Origin of the sequence: Sphingomonas sp. BAUL-RG-20F-R05-02 (assembly GCF_022662305.1) — a bacterium.
Lineage (GTDB): Bacteria > Pseudomonadota > Alphaproteobacteria > Sphingomonadales > Sphingomonadaceae > Sphingomonas.
The window spans coordinates 537,203-553,424 of sequence record NZ_JAKNQH010000002.1 but is presented as its reverse complement, the minus strand read 5'-3'; the positions used below and the strand labels follow the sequence as shown (position 1 = coordinate 553,424).

The following is a 16,222-nucleotide window of genomic DNA, read 5'->3' as shown; positions in this document are numbered from 1 at the left end:
GCCGCGCGATGATCGCGCATCTCAAAGGCAGGCTGGTGGAAACCGGTATCGATTCCGCCGTCATCGACGTCGGCGGAGTCGGCTATCTGGTCGGTGCATCGGCCCGCACCCTGTCGGCGATCGGCCCGGTCGGCGAGGCCGTCATGCTTCATACCGAAATGCTGGTGGGGGAAGACTTCATCCGGCTCGTCGGCTTCTCGACCGGTGCCGAGCGGGACGCCTTCCGGTTGCTGACCGGTGTGCAGGGTGTCGGCGCGCGCGTCGCGCTGGCCATCCTGTCGACGCTCGATCCCGGCGAACTGGCCCGCGCGATCGCGTCACAGGACAAGGCCGCCGTGGCGCGCGCCAACGGCGTCGGCCCGAAGCTGGCCGAACGGATCGTTCGGGAATTGAAGGATCGCTTCGGCGGCATCCCGCTGGCGGCAGGCGTGGCGACGATGGCGGCGCCGAAGGGTACCGGCGCGGACGCGGTGTCGGCGCTGCTCAACCTCGGCTTCCGCCCGGCCGAAGCGGCAAGCGCCGTCGGGGCGGCGGAGGAAGAGTTGGGTGCAGGCGCGACGCTCGACGCGCTGGTGCGTCTCGCATTACGCAAGGCGGCGAAATAACCGGTCGCCCGCCGCCGGGATCGGCAGCGGGCGAAGCGGATCATTTATTGGCCAGCGCCGCTGCCCCAACGGCTGCTGAGCTGCTCCATCGCGGTCGCATAGCTATCGCGGAAGCATTGCGACCGCCGCACCGCCTGCCGGTATTCGGACAGGCTGCGCTGGTCGGAGCCGCAGGCGGCCTCGGCCGCGTTGGCGATCTTGAACCGCACGACCGCCTGTTCCTGCGGAGTGGTCGGCTGGGCGAGGTTGCCGACGCGCACGGTGGTCAACACGTCGATAGGATCGGCAAATGCGGGCGTGGTAAGCGCCGCTGCGCCGAGAATCGCGCCGGTAAGAAGGGCTGAACGGGCGATCGTCGCCCCGAACTTGCCTGACATTGTTGTGGTCTCCTGCGCGCCGCCTGCTATGCCAGTGCCGAAGGACGGTCCGGATCGCGCCGTTTTAAGCGCGCCCTCGCCTCCATGTCAGCCGCCAGCCCGCGGCGCGGGGGTCCGCAACTGTTCCATGGAACTGGAGCCGCCGCTGTACGCCTTCGCCCCATTTGGGGGCAAGTGCGTGAGGTTTCGCGCCAAAGCCGCGTAAACCCGTGTTAACGCGTCGTTCGCCGTCACCGCGTTGCAGCAACCGCATGTGAATATCGCTCGGCGCGACCACCGCCGCGTCCGGAACGATCGAGTCGATCCGCGCGCGTCGTGCATTCGCCGTGGCACCGCGCTGATCCGCACGCCCGCGCGCAGGATCACATGGCCGCGATCGGCTCGATGTCGGTCGCCGCCTGATTGCGTCGACCCTCCGTTGCCGGCTCGACAGCGATAGGGGTGAACAGGTAGGGAACGGCGGATGGACGATCCCGACCGCCTGCTTGCGCCCACCCGACGCCCCGAGGATGTCGACGCCGCGCTCCGCCCGAAGTCACTCGACGACTTCGTCGGGCAGAGGGCGGCGCGTGAGAATCTGCGCGTGTTCATCGCGGCGGCGCGGGCGCGCGGCGACGCGCTCGACCATGTGCTGTTCTTCGGCCCGCCGGGTCTCGGCAAGACCACCCTCGCGCAGATCATCGCGCGCGAGATGGGGGTGGGCTTCCGCGCCACCTCCGGTCCGGTGATCGCCAAGTCGGGCGATCTCGCCGCGTTGCTGACCAATCTCGAAGACGGCGACGTGCTGTTCATCGACGAGATCCACCGCCTTCAGCCCGCCGTCGAGGAGGTGCTGTACCCGGCGATGGAGGACCGCGCGCTCGACCTGATGATCGGCGAGGGGCCGTCCGCGCGATCGGTGCGGATCGACCTGCCGCGCTTCACGCTGGTCGGCGCGACCACGCGGCAGGGCTTGCTCACCCAGCCGCTGCGCGATCGCTTCGGCATTCCGGTCCGGCTGACCTTTTATACAGTGGACGAACTGGAGCGGGTCGTGACGCGGGCGGCGGCGCTGCTCGGCCTGCCGGTGTCGCCCGATGGCGCGCGCGAGGTCGCGCGGCGCTCGCGCGGGACGCCGCGCATTGCCGGGCGACTGCTGCGCCGGGTGCGCGACTTCGCGCATGCCGCCGAGCACGACACGGTCGACGCACGTTCGGCGGACGGTGCGCTCAACCGGCTGGAGGTCGACTCGCTTGGGCTTGACGCGATGGACCGGCGTTACCTGATGATGATCGCCGACATCTATCGCGGCGGTCCGGTCGGCGTCGAGACGCTCGCAGCGGGCCTGAGCGAGCCGCGCGACACGATCGAGGAAGTGATCGAGCCGTATCTCATCCAGCTTGGCCTCGTCGCCCGCACCGCGCGCGGACGGTGCCTTAACGCAGGCGGCTGGAAACACCTTGGACTCAATCCGCCCGCCGGCAGCCAGGACGGGTTGTTCGACTGAGACAAGCGTTCTTTTACCGAAATGGTGCGCCGCAAGATGGATCGCACCCCGCCCTTCTGATAGCGAGTCGCCCATGCTCACGGCCGTCGCCTCCGCCCGCGAAATCCTGGTTCGCCTTCACGATGTGATGGCGTCGCGCAACCCAGCACAGGCCAAGCTCAATTCGGTCGTCCAGATCGTCGGTGAGGCGATGGCGAGCGAGGTGTGTTCGATCTATCTGCTGCGCGACGGGGTGCTCGAACTGTTCGCCACACGCGGTCTCGCGCAGGAGGCGGTGCATGTCACCAAGCTGGCGCCGGGCGAGGGGCTGGTCGGCACGATCGCCAACAATGTCGAGACGCTCAACCTCGACGAGGCGGCGTCGCATCCTGATTTCGCATATCGGCCGGAGACTGGCGAGGACAGATATCACAGCTTTGCCGGCGTGCCGATCATCCGGCGCGAGCGGGCGGTCGGCGTGCTGTGCGTCCAACATGCCGATCCGCACCGCTATGATGATGTCGAGATCGAGGCGCTGCAGACGGTGGCGATGGTGTTGTCCGAGCTGATCGCCAACGCCGATCTGGTCGATGGCGCGGGTACCGCGGCGGCGAAGGTGCAATCGACCGCGCCGATCCGCATCGATGGGCTGAAGCTGGTCGACGGCATGGCGATCGGATTCGCGGTCTATCACCAGCCGCGCATCACCGTCGAACATACCGTCGCCGAGGATGTCGAGGCCGAACGCCACCGCGTCTATGCCGCGTTCGACAAGATGCGCGAGCAGATCGACCGCATCGCGCGCGAGGCCGAGTTCGGCGTCGGCGGCGAGCATGAGGAGGTGCTCGCCACCTATAAGATGTTCGCCTATGACGAGGGCTGGGCGCGCCGCATCAACGAGGCGATCGACAGCGGGCTGACGGCGGAGGCGGCGATCGAGCGTGTGCAGCAACGCACGCGGATGCGGATGCGCCAGATCGACGATCCGCTGCTGGCCGATCGCATGCACGATCTCGAGGATCTGTCGAATCGGCTGTTGCGGATCGTTTCGGGCCAGCTTGGCACCGCCGCGCAGATGGGGTTGCGACAAGACACGATCCTGATCGCGCGCAATCTCGGCCCGGCCGAACTGCTCGAATACGATCGGCGGCGCCTGAAGGGCGTCGTGCTGGAGGAAGGCTCGCTGACCGCGCACGTCACCATCGTCGCGCGGGCGATGGGCGTGCCGGTATTGGGCCGGGTGAAAAGCGTGCGGCGGCTCATTAGCGAAGGCGATGCGCTGCTGCTCGACGTGACGGCAGGACATGTGTTCGCGCGGCCGTCGAGTTCGATGGAAGAGGCGTTCGAGGCCAAACTGCAGGCGCGTCAGAAGCGCCGCGCCGCGTTCGCCTCGTTGAAGAACGAGTTGCCGGTGACGAAAGACGGACACCGTGTGACGGTGATGGTGAACGCAGGGCTGCGCGACGACGTGGCGGCGCTGGACGTCACCGGGGCAGACGGCATCGGCTTGTTTCGCACGGAATTCCAGTTCCTGATTTCCTCGACGCTGCCCGCGCGGGAGCGGCAGCAACGGCTGTATCGTGACGTGCTGGACGCGGCGGGCGAGCGCCCGGTAATCTTCCGCACGGTCGACATCGGCGGCGACAAGGCGCTGCCGTATCTCGCCGAGGATGAGGACGAGGAGAATCCGGCGATGGGCTGGCGCGCGCTTCGGCTCGCGCTGGAACGGCCCGGGCTGATGAAGGCACAGGCGCGCGCGCTGCTCGAGGCGACCGCCGGGCGCACGCTCAATGTGATGTTCCCGATGGTGTCCGAACCGTGGGAGTTCGACGAGGCGCGTGCGTTGTTCGAGCAGCAGCGCGCATGGCTGGCGGGACGCGGCAAGATGCTGCCGACCACGATCCGCTACGGCGCGATGCTGGAGGTGCCGGCGCTGGCCGAGCAGCTCGATCTGCTGCTTCCCAATGTGGACTTCCTTTCGGTCGGCACCAACGACCTGACGCAATTCCTGTTCGCCGCCGATCGCGCCAACCCGAAGCTTGCCGAACGCTACGACTGGCTGAGCGCGGCGATCCTGCGCTTCCTCAGCCGGCTGGTCGCGCCGTGCCGGGCGGCAGGCGTGCAACTTGGCGTGTGCGGCGAAATGGGCGGGCGCACGCTGGAGGCGATGGCGCTGATCGGCCTCGGGATCGACCGGCTGTCGATCACGCCGGCGGCGGTCGGCCCGGTCAAGGCGATGGTGCGCTCGCTCGATCACGGCGCGCTGACGGCGAAAATGGCCGAGCTGCTGGCGGCGCCGCCACGTGACATGCGCGCGGCCTTGCTCGATTGGGCGAGTGTGAGCGGCGTCGAACTGGCGTAATTGCGTGGTCTGGTGACAGGCGGGGGCGTTGCGCTGGCGCGTGTGCTGGTGCAACAGGCAGATCGTTACGCGCAGGTTGACCATCAGCCGCAACCGCCTGCGCCGGAGGATGTGAATGACCGACACCGATCCTACGGTCGAACCGGCCAAGCCGATCCCGACGACGCCCGGAGCACGCCTGCGAGAGGCACGCGAGGCGCAAGGCCTCTCGCTTGACGAGATCGCGGCGCGCACGCGCGTCCCGTTGCGCCAGCTCGAAGCGATCGAGGAGAGCAATTACGCGGCGCTCCCGTCGATCACCTATTCGATTGGCTTTGCGAAAGCATATGCGCGCGCGGTGGGGATAGACGAGGTCGCGATCGCACGCGACGTTCGCAGCCAGAACAGCCTACAACCGGCGGTCCGGCGGACCGAATACGTCGCGTACGAACCCGACGAACCGCGGCGTGATCCCAGTGGTCTGGTCGCGGTGATCGGTGTGGCGGTCGCGCTGCTGTTGCTGGTCGCGGCCGGTTTGTGGTTCGGCACCACCTGGTTTCGCGGCGAGGGGGGCGGTTCAGCCGCCGCACCGGCGGTCACGGCAGCGCAGGACGCGGTGCCCACTGCGCCCGTCACACCGGCGCCGGCTGCTGGCGGACAGGTCGTATTGACCGCCACCGACGACGTGTGGCTACGGATCTATGATGCCAGTGGCACGGTATATGAGCACACCATGAAGTCCGGCGACACCTATTCGGTGCCGCAGGACAAGCCGAACCTGATGATCAACATCGGGCGCCCGGACAAGCTGAAGGTGACGATCAACGGGAGTGCGGTGCCGGCGCTCGGCGATGGCCATGTCGCGATCAAGGATGTGCCGATCACCGCCGCCGCATTGCTGGCGCGCGGAACGCCCGCAGCCACGGCCACCCCGTCGGTAGCCGCGTCGCCTGCCGCGCGGCAGGCGACGCACGCACCGTCGCATCGCCGTGAGAGTACGGACGCTGGCGCCGCCACGCTCAACATCGCCGCGCCCGCCACGTCGAACGTGCCGGCGCCGGCCGCGACGCCGGCGCCTTAACGCTGGAGACAGGCGGCGCGGCTTAGCTATACCGGCTTGAAAAGGTTTGCGGGGAAGTGACGATGCGGAAGCACATGGTGGCGTTGGTCCTGCTGGCGAGCAGCGCGATGGGGGCGGTACCGGCGGTTGCCCAGTCAGGCGTGGAAGGTCGCGTAAGTCGGCTGGAGAGCGAAATGCGGGCGGTGCAGCGCAAGGTTTTCCCCGGTGGCGCCGGCCAGTACATCGAACCGGACATCAAGCCGACCGATCCCAACGTGATTCCGGGCACTCCGGCGAACAGCCCCGTCGCGGACCTCAGCACGCGCGTCAACGCGCTGGAAAACCAGCTCAGCAACGTCACCGGCTCGATCGAGACGACGCAGCACCGTGTGCAGGTGCTGGAGGACGCGTTCAACGCCTACAAGCGCAGCACCGACGCGCGGTTGAAGGCTTTGGAGGATACTGCGTCGTCCACCGGCGGCGGTTCCAACGGCGGCAGCGGCGCGCCTGCGCCGATCATGGGCGACGACGGCGCGGCACCGCCTGCCCGCTCGGGGAGTGGCGCGGTGAAGCAGCCTGCGCGCTCCGGCGCGAATGGCGATGGCGCGACATCTTCGGGTGGCGATACGGATCGTCAAGCGCGCATCGCGGCACTTCAGCGGCCGCCGTCTGGCGACAAGGCGGAGGACGCCTATCTTTACGGTTACCGGCTGTGGCAGGCGAAACTGTATCCGGAAGCCGAGGCGCAACTGAAGCTCGTCACCACGACGTACCCCAAGCACAAACGCGCCAGCTATGCGCAGAACCTGCTCGGCCGGTCATACCTGGAAGACGGCAAGCCTTCGCTCGCCAGCCTCGCCTTCTACGACAATTACAAGAAATGGCCGGATGGCGAACGCGCGCCCGACAGCCTCTATTACCTCGGCCAATCGCTGGTGAAGCTCGGCAAGCCCAGTGCCGACGTGTGCAAGGTCTACCGCGAGCTAGAGGACGTGTACGGCGCGAAACTGAGCGAGACGATGAAGGCCGATGTCGCGCGCGCCAAGACGCAGTCGAAATGCGCTTGATGTGACACCTGAGCCAGCGCTGATCGCGCGGTTTCGGGACGATTGCGCGCGGTTGTTCGGCGCCGCGCCGCGTGAGCAGCGAATCGCCCTGGCGGTATCGGGCGGGCCGGACAGCATGGCGATGCTCGCGCTGGCAACGGCGGCATTTCCGGGTCAGGTGGTCGCGGCGACGGTGGATCATGGCCTGCGCGCGGACAGCGCGGCCGAGGCGGCGATGGTCGCGCGCTGTTGTGCGGGGCTGGGCGTACCGCACGCTACCCTGCCGATCACCGTGCCGCCCGGTACGACGGGAAATCTGCATAGCTGGGCGCGACAGCAACGCTACCGCCTGCTGTATCGCTGGTGTGTCGCCGAAAGCGCCGATTGCCTCGCCACCGCCCACCACGCCGACGATCAGGCCGAGACCTTCCTGATGCGCGCGGCGCGGGGCTCCGGTGTGGCCGGGTTGGCGGCGGTGCGGGCGCGGCGCGAGATCGCCGTGCCTCGTGACGACCAGCACGACGGCAAGGCAGTCGACGTCGGCACCTCTGTCGAAGACGCCCCCCTCCTGCTGTTGCGCCCGCTGCTCGGCTGGCGGCGCGGGGCGTTGCGGGGAGTCGCGGTCGCTGCGGGGCTGCCGTTCGTTGATGATCCCAGCAACACCGCCGAGCGGTTCGATCGGGCACGCTTCCGACGGTGGGTGGAGGATGCAGACTGGATCGACCCGCTCAATATCGCGCGCGCTGCCAGCTATGTCGCCGAGGCGGAGGCAGACCTTGCCACCATCAGCGCGTGGTTCTGGTCGGACCGCGCCCGCCCGGCGGCACCGGGCGAGGTCCGGATCGATATGGTCGGCCTGCCGCGCGAAATCCGACGCCGGCTGGTCAGGATCGCAATCGAATCGGTGCGCACGGCGCACGCACTCGGCGGTCCGTGGACGGCAGCGGCCAACGTCGAGTCGCTGCTCGACGCGCTCAATGCGGGGGGCAGATCGGCCACACAAGCCGGTGTCATGGCGTCTGCCGCCGGCGACATTTGGCACTTTCGCGAGGCCCCGGCGCGCCGATCACACTCATCGGCGTAAGTAGTGTTCCTGTTCCATTGCCATTAACCTCGGGCTGCTTATCTTGTAGGTTCGAAAGGTAACGTAATCCATGAACGACAACGAGAAGCGGCCGGCTCCCGATAATGGCGGTGGCAACCCCTGGATGAAGAGCCTGCTGATCTGGGTCGGCATCCTGGTGGCGTTGGCGCTGTTCGTGATGATGCTCGATACGCGCGATGTCGCGACCGGCAACAACACGATCGCCTATTCGCAGTTCCTCGACAAGGTTGAGGCGCATGGCGTCAAGGATGTGAACGTCGCGGGTGAAGTCATCACCGGCACGCAGACCGATGGCACCAAGTTCCGCACCTACGCGATGCAGGATCCGCAATTGACCGACCGCCTGCGCAAGGCTGGCGTCGAGATCAATGCGAAGCCGGAAGAAGGCGCGCCGATCTGGCAGTATCTGCTCGTTCAGTCGCTGCCGTTCCTGCTGTTCCTCGGCATTGCATATTTCGTGCTGCGCCAGATGCAGAAGGGCTCCGGCTCGGGCGCGATGGGCTTTGGCAAGAGCCGTGCGAAGATGCTGACGCAGCGCGAGGGCAAGGTGACGTTCGACGACGTTGCCGGCATCGACGAGGCGCGCGAGGAGCTGGAGGAGATCGTCGAGTTCCTCAAGGATCCGACCAAGTTCGCCCGCCTGGGCGGCAAGATCCCCAAGGGCGCGCTGCTGGTCGGGTCACCCGGTACCGGCAAGACGCTGCTCGCCCGCGCGATCGCGGGGGAGGCGGGCGTGCCGTTCTTCACCATCTCGGGCTCCGACTTTGTGGAAATGTTCGTCGGCGTTGGCGCGAGCCGCGTCCGCGACATGTTCGAACAGGCCAAGAAGTCCGCGCCGTGCATCGTCTTCATCGACGAGATCGACGCAGTCGGCCGCCATCGTGGCGCGGGCCTCGGCAATGGCAACGACGAGCGTGAGCAGACGCTCAACCAGTTGCTCGTCGAGATGGACGGTTTCGAGGCGAACGAAGGCATCATCATCATCGCGGCGACGAACCGCCCCGACGTGCTCGATCCCGCGCTGCTGCGTCCGGGTCGTTTCGATCGGCAGGTGCAGGTGCCGCGCCCGGACATCGAGGGTCGCGTGAAGATCCTGCAGGTCCACATGAAGAAGGTGCCGCTCGCGCTCGACGTCGACCCGCGCACCATTGCGCGCGGTACGCCGGGCTTCTCGGGTGCGGATCTCGCCAACCTCGTCAACGAGGCGGCGTTGCTCGCCGCGCGACGCAGCAAGCGGCTGGTCGCGGCTGCCGAGTTCGACGATGCGCGCGACAAGGTGATGATGGGTGCCGAGCGTCGCTCGATGGTGATGACCGACGACGAGAAGCGGATGACCGCCTATCACGAAGCCGGCCATGCGCTCGTCTTCGCGCACGAACCCACCGCCGACCCGATCCACAAGGCCACGATCATCCCGCGCGGCTTCGCGCTCGGCATGGTTCAGCCGCTGCCGGAGCGGGACACCTACAGCTATCACCGCGACAAGATGCACGCCGATATCGCGGTGGCGTTCGGTGGCCGCATCGCCGAGGAACTGGTGTTCGGTTTCGACAAGGTAAGCTCGGGTGCCTCGAACGACATCATGCAGGCGACCCGTCTCGCCCGCGCGATGGTGACCAAGTGGGGCCTGTCCGATCGGCTTGGTCCGCTCGACTTCAGCGAGAGCGAGGATAGCCCGACCGGCTATTCGATGCAGCGCGGCAAGGCGATGTCGGACGAGACCGCCCGGATGATCGATAGCGAAGTGAAGCGCTTCGTCGAACAGGGCTTGGAGCGTGCGCGCCAGATCCTGACCGATCACGTCGACCAGCTTCACCTCATCGCCAATGCGCTGCTCGAACTCGAGACGCTGACCGGTGAGGAGATCAAGCGGTTGATCGCGGGCGAGGATATCGACCGTCCCGACACGAGTGCCACGACTGCGGTGCTGCCGAGCAGCGGCACCTCGATCCCGAAGACGCGGCGGCCCAAGGGGCCGGGACCGTTCGGGAACCCGCTGCCGCAAGGCGCCTAAGCTACAGACCGGCGGGGCTCTACGGAGGTCCGCCGGTTCCGTATGGAGCGGGGTAATCACGGGCCGCTCCTTTTCAGTCTGAGCAGCGGCGCTACAACCCGCGTGAGAGGCGGACCGCCTGCGCGATCCAAGGCGGGCTGACGACGGTCTGTTGGCGTGCACCGTGCTCCAACGGCAGGATCTGCAACCGGCTTGTCTCTCCGGCCTCTTGGCCGATCAACCGGCCGAACAAAAAGCGCCCGGCGGCAAGCGGCACCAGCACGTCGCGATTGAGCGCGGAGGCAAAACACTCCGGCATCAGGCGCTCGCACCAGATCTCATCGCCCGCGCGGTAATCGCCGACGCCGACCGCGACCATCACCGCGATCAGACCCGGCGCAGGTGCTGGCGGCACCACCGTGGCGGGCCGACGGGGCGCGACGGCGCCGCCGGATTCAAGCACCGCCGCCACCGGTTTGTCGTTCCGCTCCGGCAATTGTACCAAATCCGCCGCCACCACGCCGAGCGCGGCAGCGATGCGGTTCAGCCAGGCCACCGAAACGGTGCGCGTGCCGGTCTCAAGCCGCCCAATCGTCTGTGCGGTGGTGGGCGGTAGGCAGGCGCGCGCCACGTCGTCGAGCGTCATCCCCTTGGCACGGCGAACCTCGCGGATGGCAGTAATCATGCACGTTTCCTAACCAGATCGGTTCTCGCCTGTCGTACAGAAGGCTCGCCGTGGCAACCGCTACCAGAACCTGCGATACAGCTGCGGGCGTTCGTCGATGCCAGCCGGCGACACTTTACGACATGACGGGATCCGCCACCGCCGGTTCGGTGACGATCAGGCGGCGATAGGCCCAGCCGATGCCGATCAGGGCGAAGCCGAGCCCCATGAACGACAGGATGCGCAGCACACCCGCCAGCGCGGCGGCATCGATCAGATACACCTTGAGCGTCACCGCCGTCAGCAGGCCCAGCCCGGCGACGCGCAGCTCGGCGGTGCGATTGCGCAGCCCGGTTCCCAGGCACAGGATCGCCAGCGCCAATAACGCCGCGGAGTACAGCCAGTTCTCGGTACGGCCGATCGCACCGGTGAGGATGGTGCCGTGTGTAACCTGCCGAACGCTGGCCGCAACGCTCAGCGTAATCGCAGCGAGGACCGCGAGGCGTCCGATCCGTCCACCCCGCCAGCGCCAAAGCCACGCCGCCACTAGAGCCGTGTCGAGCGTCGCCGCGTTCAGCAGCGGGAGCGGCCCGACCGCCTGCGGCACGATCACCGGATCTAGAATGAAGAGATCGAACCAGACAAAGCGCGCCATGCCGACGATCGTCAATGCGCGGCCAAGATCCGGCTGCCGCGCACGGAGCGCCCAGCCGCCGGCGAGCAGCGCCTGTGTGATGGCAACGCGTTCCGCCATGCCGAGTGCGGTGAAGCGCATCACGTCCCCGATCGCGAGCGGCTGCTTGGCGACCACGTAGAGCGTAACGACGCCGATCGCTGCCACTACCATGTTGGCGCGCTGTCGCCATACCGGCGCGAGCGACGCGCGGAGCGCGAGCGCGGCTGCGATCAGCGCGGCGGGCAGGGTCAGCGTGCGCAGTATGTCGGTGATCGGCGGGAGCAGCCGCCATGGCAGACGGTCGCCAAGGATCGCGCGGCCGGCGAGATACAGCAGATCACCGATCGGGTGCCATGCAAACGCGAGTGTCACCAGTGCCGCCGTCGGGCCCGCGCCGGGCAATGGCACGCGCCCGGCGATCACAAGTGCGGCTGCCAGTCCAAGTCCGGCCGCGTGCCACGGCGCGGGCAACACCGCCGGGACCAGCGACAGCGCGACGGCCAAGGCGATCCAGCCGAGCACGCGGCGACTGGTAGAGCTGGTCAGCAGCCAGCCGGTCGCGGCGATCAGCACGGCGGGGAACAGTCCGATCGCGATCAGGTCGGCGAGCGGCGGCGCCGCGTGATCGGTGAGGACACTCAACATGTAGCCATGCGCCAGCCCGAAATTCGCTGCGATGGCGAGCGTGGTCACCACCAGCGGGACCAGCGCGAGCCGGTCCAGCGCGGCGTCGCCGGTGCGGCGGGACCAGCCGGCGATCGCGACGCCAATCGCAAGCCACGCGCTCCAGCGCCACGGTTCCGGCAGCGCCTGAGCCGCCGCCACGCCGGCAAGCAGCGCCGCCGCCGCCGCGCCACCGACAAGGCCAGGACCCAAACGCACCGCAGCGTTTGCCATGTCACGTGTGCGCCAACTAACCAGCGCACAGGCGGCGGACAGCACCAGCAACAGCATCGTCCACGCAGAAGGGGTGAGCAGCGCGGGATCGGTAGCGATGCTGACCAGCACCGGGCCGGCGCTGCCGCCGACCGCGAGCGCGGCCCACAGCGGCCCACGGCGCAGCAGTGCTTGGCCGGCACCGGCGAACAGCACCGTGATAACGATGGCTGCCGCCGGTGCAGCGGGATGCAACGGTTGAAGCAATGCGGCCGCCAGCAGCACCAACACCAGGGCGAGCGCCGCGCCAGCGCCCGCTGCCAGCTTTGCGTCACGCCAGCCCAGCCATACGGCCGCCGCGCTCAGCAGCAGATATAAGCCCCATGACAATGCCGAAAAATCGAGTGCCGGGGCCAGGATCAGCAACTGCACCAAGCCGGCGATCAACGGCACCAGCCGTAACCACGTCCGCGCTGCGGTGCGGCCGGTGCCTGGCAGCGCCAGCGTCGCGCCGATCGCGAGCAGCAGCACGAATCCACCGACGCCCGCCAGCCCGCCGCCCGGCAGCATCACGATCAGCAGATTGGCCCAGGCGAACCCCCCGCCACACGCCGCCAGTGCAAGCCACGCCCAGCCGCGCCGGATCGAGAGGCCGAACAAGGCTGCGATCAGAAGCGCCAGATACACCAGCAACGGGCCAACCCCGCTTTCGCCGAACCCCGCCAGCAGCGGCGCGACGAACCCGCCGATCAGCGCCATGATCGCGGTCGGCGAACCGTGCCGCAACGCAAGTCCGAGTGCCGCCAGCGTCACCACGACCATCAACGCAAACGCGGTGCTTACGCCAATAAGATGGTATAGCGCCGCCCCGACATACAGCGTCCCGTAGAGGCTGGCGGTGCCCGCGCCGGCAAGCGCTTGCCCGACACGCGTATCATCTCGCGTCGCCGGAAGCCGCCGCGCCAACTCGCTGCCGGCGATCAGCACCAGAGCGAACAGCCCGGCGAGCAGCGTCCGCGCGAACGGCCCAAGCAGCCCGCTGTCGATCGAGTAGCGCACCAGGAAAAAGCCCGACAGCACCAATGCGGCCGCGCCGATCCAGATCGGCAGCTTGCCACCCACGATCGTTTCGAACGTCATGCGCGGTTTGGGGCTGCGTGGAGGTGGTGCTGGCTTCGGTTTCGAGGTCGCAGGTTCGGCACGTGGCGGCACGACTGCGGCGACTGAAGGCGCTAGGTCGGGTGGCGTCAAGGCCGGCATGCTCTCGGCCGGTGCGGCCGCCGTCGTGGGCGGTGCGGTTGTCGTGATCGGCGCCACCTCCGGTAGCGTCCGCTCCAGCCGCAAATCTCGGACCTGCGCCTCCAGCGTGCGCAGGCGGCGGAACAGCGTCCGCACCAGCACGCCGAGCGTGACGACGGCGATCAGCAACACTCCCGTCATCGTCACTCCGGCTTAAACCCCCGCGCACCATAGCATACCGAACGCGCCGCGCACGCTATCGGCGCGGATCGGCTTGGGCTATGTCCCTTGGCATGCAGATCGACTTCATCAAATGCCACGGTTCGGGCAATGATTTCCCGCTGATCGACGCGCGGGATGGAACGGTGGCGGAGCAGACATGGCCTGCGATCGCCCGTGCGCTCGCGGATCGGGCGGGGCCGGTCGGTGGCGACGGCGTGCTGTTGCTGACCGCCGGCCAGGCCGGCCACGCGTTCGGGATGCGGATGTTCAACAGCGATGGCAGCGAAGCGGAGACCTGCCTCAACGGTTTGCGTTGCGTCGCGCGTGCCGGGTTCGAGAGGCTCGGGCTGGACCATGCACGCGTGGCGCTCAAGACCTCGGCCGCAAGCGTCGCGCGCGATCCCGATCTCGCACCGGGCGTGGTGACGATCCGTGAGGTGGCAGGACCGGCGACGCGGGACGTCGCGACGTGGCCGCTTACCGGTGCGGGCGCCGAGATCACCGACGCGCCGATCGCCATGCTCCCCACCGACCGGGCCTTCACCGCGATCGCCATGCCCAATCCGCATCTCGTCAGCTTCGTCGATACCGTGGATGAGGCGGAACTGGTCGCGATCGGCACGGTCTGCGAGGCTGCGCCGGCATGGCTTCCGAACCGCGCGAACGTCAGTTTTGTCGAGATCCGCGATACCGGGCTGTTCGTCCGGACGTTCGAACGCGGCATTGGTCTCACCAACAGTTGCGGCAGCGCGATGGCAGCGTCCACCTATGCCGCCTGCCTGACCGGCCGGCTCACGTTTGGCCGCGAGGTTCCTGTGTTCAACCGAGGTGGGCTGGTGCGCGCGCAGGCCGAAGCGGACGGCATGGTGCGGTTGTCCGGCAATGCGACGTTCGAATGGGCTGGCAAGGTTGTGGTGGATGTCGAACAGGCAGCGGCGCGCGATCTCGTCATCATCGACCGCTACGATGCGGAAACCCAAGCATGGGCGGACACGCTTGCGGCGATAGCGGGCTAGGCCGCTCGCTCGTGGTTCAGGAGACGAATGCAACCAATCCGGCCAAATCTCGTTACCCAGACATAACGAACAGGATGGATGCCGTGAGTAGATTTTCCCATGCGACTCCACGCTGGTTCGCCTTGGTGGCGACCGTCTCGTTTGCGCTTTCGGCACCCGCTGTTGCGCAGACCCGCGATGACGATGCCCGCTTCCAGGCGGCGCAGCAGCGGTTCGACGACGAACTTAACATCTTCCGGCAGGAGTTCGACCGCTACCAGGCGGCGCGCGCGCGCGGCTATCGCGACCAGGGCTATTATGCCGGCCCGCGGAACGCGCCGCCGCCGCCCAATGTGCAGCCCTATGCCGACGACCGGGACGAGGGCAATTACGACCCGGCGCGCTACTACCGCGACGGAGCGAACTACCAGGAACGCACGCTCGGCAGCAACGACCGCGTCTATCGTGGCGATGACGGGCGTTATTACTGCAAGCGGAGCGATGGCACGACCGGTCTCATCATCGGTGCAGCGGGCGGCGGTATCCTCGGCAACGTGATCGACGGTGGCCATTCGCGGATCGTCGGCACGCTGATCGGTGGCGCGGCCGGCGCGCTGGCGGGCAAGGCGATCGACCAGAACAATAGCCAAATCCGGTGCCGCTGACCGGCGGCGCGCCTTGCGTCGCGGCGATCGAGCTGGGCGGCACCAAATGCATCGCGGCGATCGCGCGTGGACGCGAGATCATCGCCCGCAAGCGCTGGTCTACGCGTGCGCCCGAGGAGACGCTGCCGGCGATCCTCGACTGGATCGCCGAGGCCCCCGGTGGCCCGCTCGCCGCGATCGGCATCGCCGGGTTCGGGCCGCTGGTAGTCGATCCGCGCCATGCGAACTATGGGCGGATCGGCTCAACGCCCAAACCGCACTGGACCGGCTTTGATTTGCGCGGGTCCGTGGCGGCGCGGTTCGACATGCCGATCGGCTTCGATACCGATGTCGCCGGCGCCGCGCTCGCGGAAGGGCGGTGGGGCGCGTCGCAAGGCTGTGCAACCCACGTCTATGTCACGATCGGCACCGGAGTCGGCGCCGGCATCGTCGTTGACGGCAAACCGCTCCACGGGGCGGCACATCCCGAGGTTGGCCATATCCGCGTGCGGCGCGACCCTGGCGATAGCTTTGCCGGTGCCTGCCCATTCCACGGCGACTGTTTGGAGGGGCTGGTCGCCGGCCCGGCCATCGCCAAGCGTGCAGGGATGCCGGCCGAGCAGCTCGCCGGCGACGACCCGTTGTGGGACCGTATCGCCGGGGAGATCGCCGAGCTGGTGATGACCCTGATGCTGACCGTACCGCCGCAGCGTATCGTGATCGGCGGCGGTGTCGGCGGTGCGCAGGGTGACCTGCTCGGCAAGGTTCGCGCGCGGGCGACGGAACGGCTGGCGGGCTATGGACCGGGCAGCGATGCGGGCGCGATCGACCGGTTGGTGGTGCCGCCCGGTCTCGGCGCCGATGCCGGGCCGTTAGGTGCAGTCGCGCTCGCGCTCGACGCTTTGGAGTGACGG

At 67.9% G+C, this 16,222-nt stretch carries 13 protein-coding genes; 10 read left to right on the top strand and 3 right to left on the bottom strand.

Annotated elements, in window-relative coordinates; genetic code table 11:
* Positions 1–8: 8 nt before the first annotated feature.
* Entirely contained in the window at positions 9–605 is a 597-nt protein-coding gene (ruvA, locus tag L8F97_RS07600; protein WP_242148098.1) for a Holliday junction branch migration protein RuvA, read from the top strand.
* Between the two features lie 44 nt (positions 606–649).
* On the opposite strand, the gene L8F97_RS07595 is transcribed toward ruvA, so the two are convergent.
* Entirely contained in the window at positions 650–982 is a 333-nt protein-coding gene (locus L8F97_RS07595; RefSeq protein ID WP_242148096.1) for a UrcA family protein, read from the bottom strand.
* 463 nt (positions 983–1,445) lie between these two features.
* Here L8F97_RS07595 and ruvB point away from each other — a divergent pair, with 463 nt between their 5' ends.
* From ruvB to ftsH, 6 genes are all read left to right on the top strand, one after another.
* Positions 1,446–2,468, top strand: coding sequence for a Holliday junction branch migration DNA helicase RuvB (ruvB, locus tag L8F97_RS07590; RefSeq protein ID WP_242148094.1), 1,023 nt, complete (start codon positions 1,446–1,448; stop codon positions 2,466–2,468).
* A gap of 73 nt (positions 2,469–2,541) precedes the next feature.
* Positions 2,542–4,809: a phosphoenolpyruvate--protein phosphotransferase gene (ptsP, locus tag L8F97_RS07585; RefSeq protein WP_242148092.1), complete on the top strand. Its 2,268-nt coding sequence runs from the start codon at positions 2,542–2,544 to the stop codon at positions 4,807–4,809.
* Positions 4,810–4,924: 115 nt separating this feature from the next.
* Entirely contained in the window at positions 4,925–5,869 is a 945-nt protein-coding gene (locus tag L8F97_RS07580) for a helix-turn-helix domain-containing protein (protein ID WP_242148090.1), read from the top strand.
* 62 nt (positions 5,870–5,931) lie between these two features.
* Entirely contained in the window at positions 5,932–6,915 is a 984-nt protein-coding gene (locus L8F97_RS07575) for a tetratricopeptide repeat protein (protein WP_242148088.1), read from the top strand.
* A 1-nt stretch (position 6,916) separates the two neighbouring features.
* Positions 6,917–7,978 (top strand): tRNA lysidine(34) synthetase TilS, encoded by a 1,062-nt coding sequence (gene tilS / locus L8F97_RS07570; protein ID WP_242148086.1) that lies wholly within the window; start codon positions 6,917–6,919, stop codon positions 7,976–7,978.
* A gap of 70 nt (positions 7,979–8,048) precedes the next feature.
* Positions 8,049–10,013: an ATP-dependent zinc metalloprotease FtsH gene (gene ftsH, locus L8F97_RS07565; protein ID WP_242148084.1), complete on the top strand. Its 1,965-nt coding sequence runs from the start codon at positions 8,049–8,051 to the stop codon at positions 10,011–10,013.
* 91 nt (positions 10,014–10,104) lie between these two features.
* On the opposite strand, the gene L8F97_RS07560 is transcribed toward ftsH, so the two are convergent.
* Both L8F97_RS07560 and L8F97_RS07555 read right to left on the bottom strand, forming a co-directional pair.
* Positions 10,105–10,677: a helix-turn-helix domain-containing protein gene (locus L8F97_RS07560; RefSeq protein WP_242148082.1), complete on the bottom strand. Its 573-nt coding sequence runs from the start codon at positions 10,675–10,677 to the stop codon at positions 10,105–10,107.
* Positions 10,678–10,792: 115 nt separating this feature from the next.
* The gene (locus L8F97_RS07555) at positions 10,793–13,648 is read right to left on the bottom strand and encodes a DUF2339 domain-containing protein (RefSeq protein ID WP_242148080.1); all 2,856 of its coding nucleotides are present in this window, start codon (positions 13,646–13,648) and stop codon (positions 10,793–10,795) included.
* Positions 13,649–13,740: 92 nt separating this feature from the next.
* On the opposite strand from L8F97_RS07555, the gene dapF reads away from it, so the two are divergent.
* The 3 genes from dapF (at position 13,741) to L8F97_RS07540 (ending at position 16,219) form a co-directional block, all read left to right on the top strand.
* Entirely contained in the window at positions 13,741–14,685 is a 945-nt protein-coding gene (gene dapF / locus L8F97_RS07550) for a diaminopimelate epimerase (RefSeq protein ID WP_242148310.1), read from the top strand.
* Positions 14,686–14,768: 83 nt separating this feature from the next.
* Positions 14,769–15,329, top strand: a complete 561-nt coding sequence (locus L8F97_RS07545) for a glycine zipper 2TM domain-containing protein (RefSeq protein ID WP_313931916.1) — start codon at positions 14,769–14,771, stop codon at positions 15,327–15,329.
* Positions 15,320–16,219, top strand: coding sequence for an ROK family protein (locus tag L8F97_RS07540; RefSeq protein ID WP_242148076.1), 900 nt, complete (start codon positions 15,320–15,322; stop codon positions 16,217–16,219). Before L8F97_RS07545 ends, L8F97_RS07540 begins: the two co-directional genes overlap by 10 nt.
* The last annotated feature ends 3 nt before the right edge of the window (positions 16,220–16,222 follow it).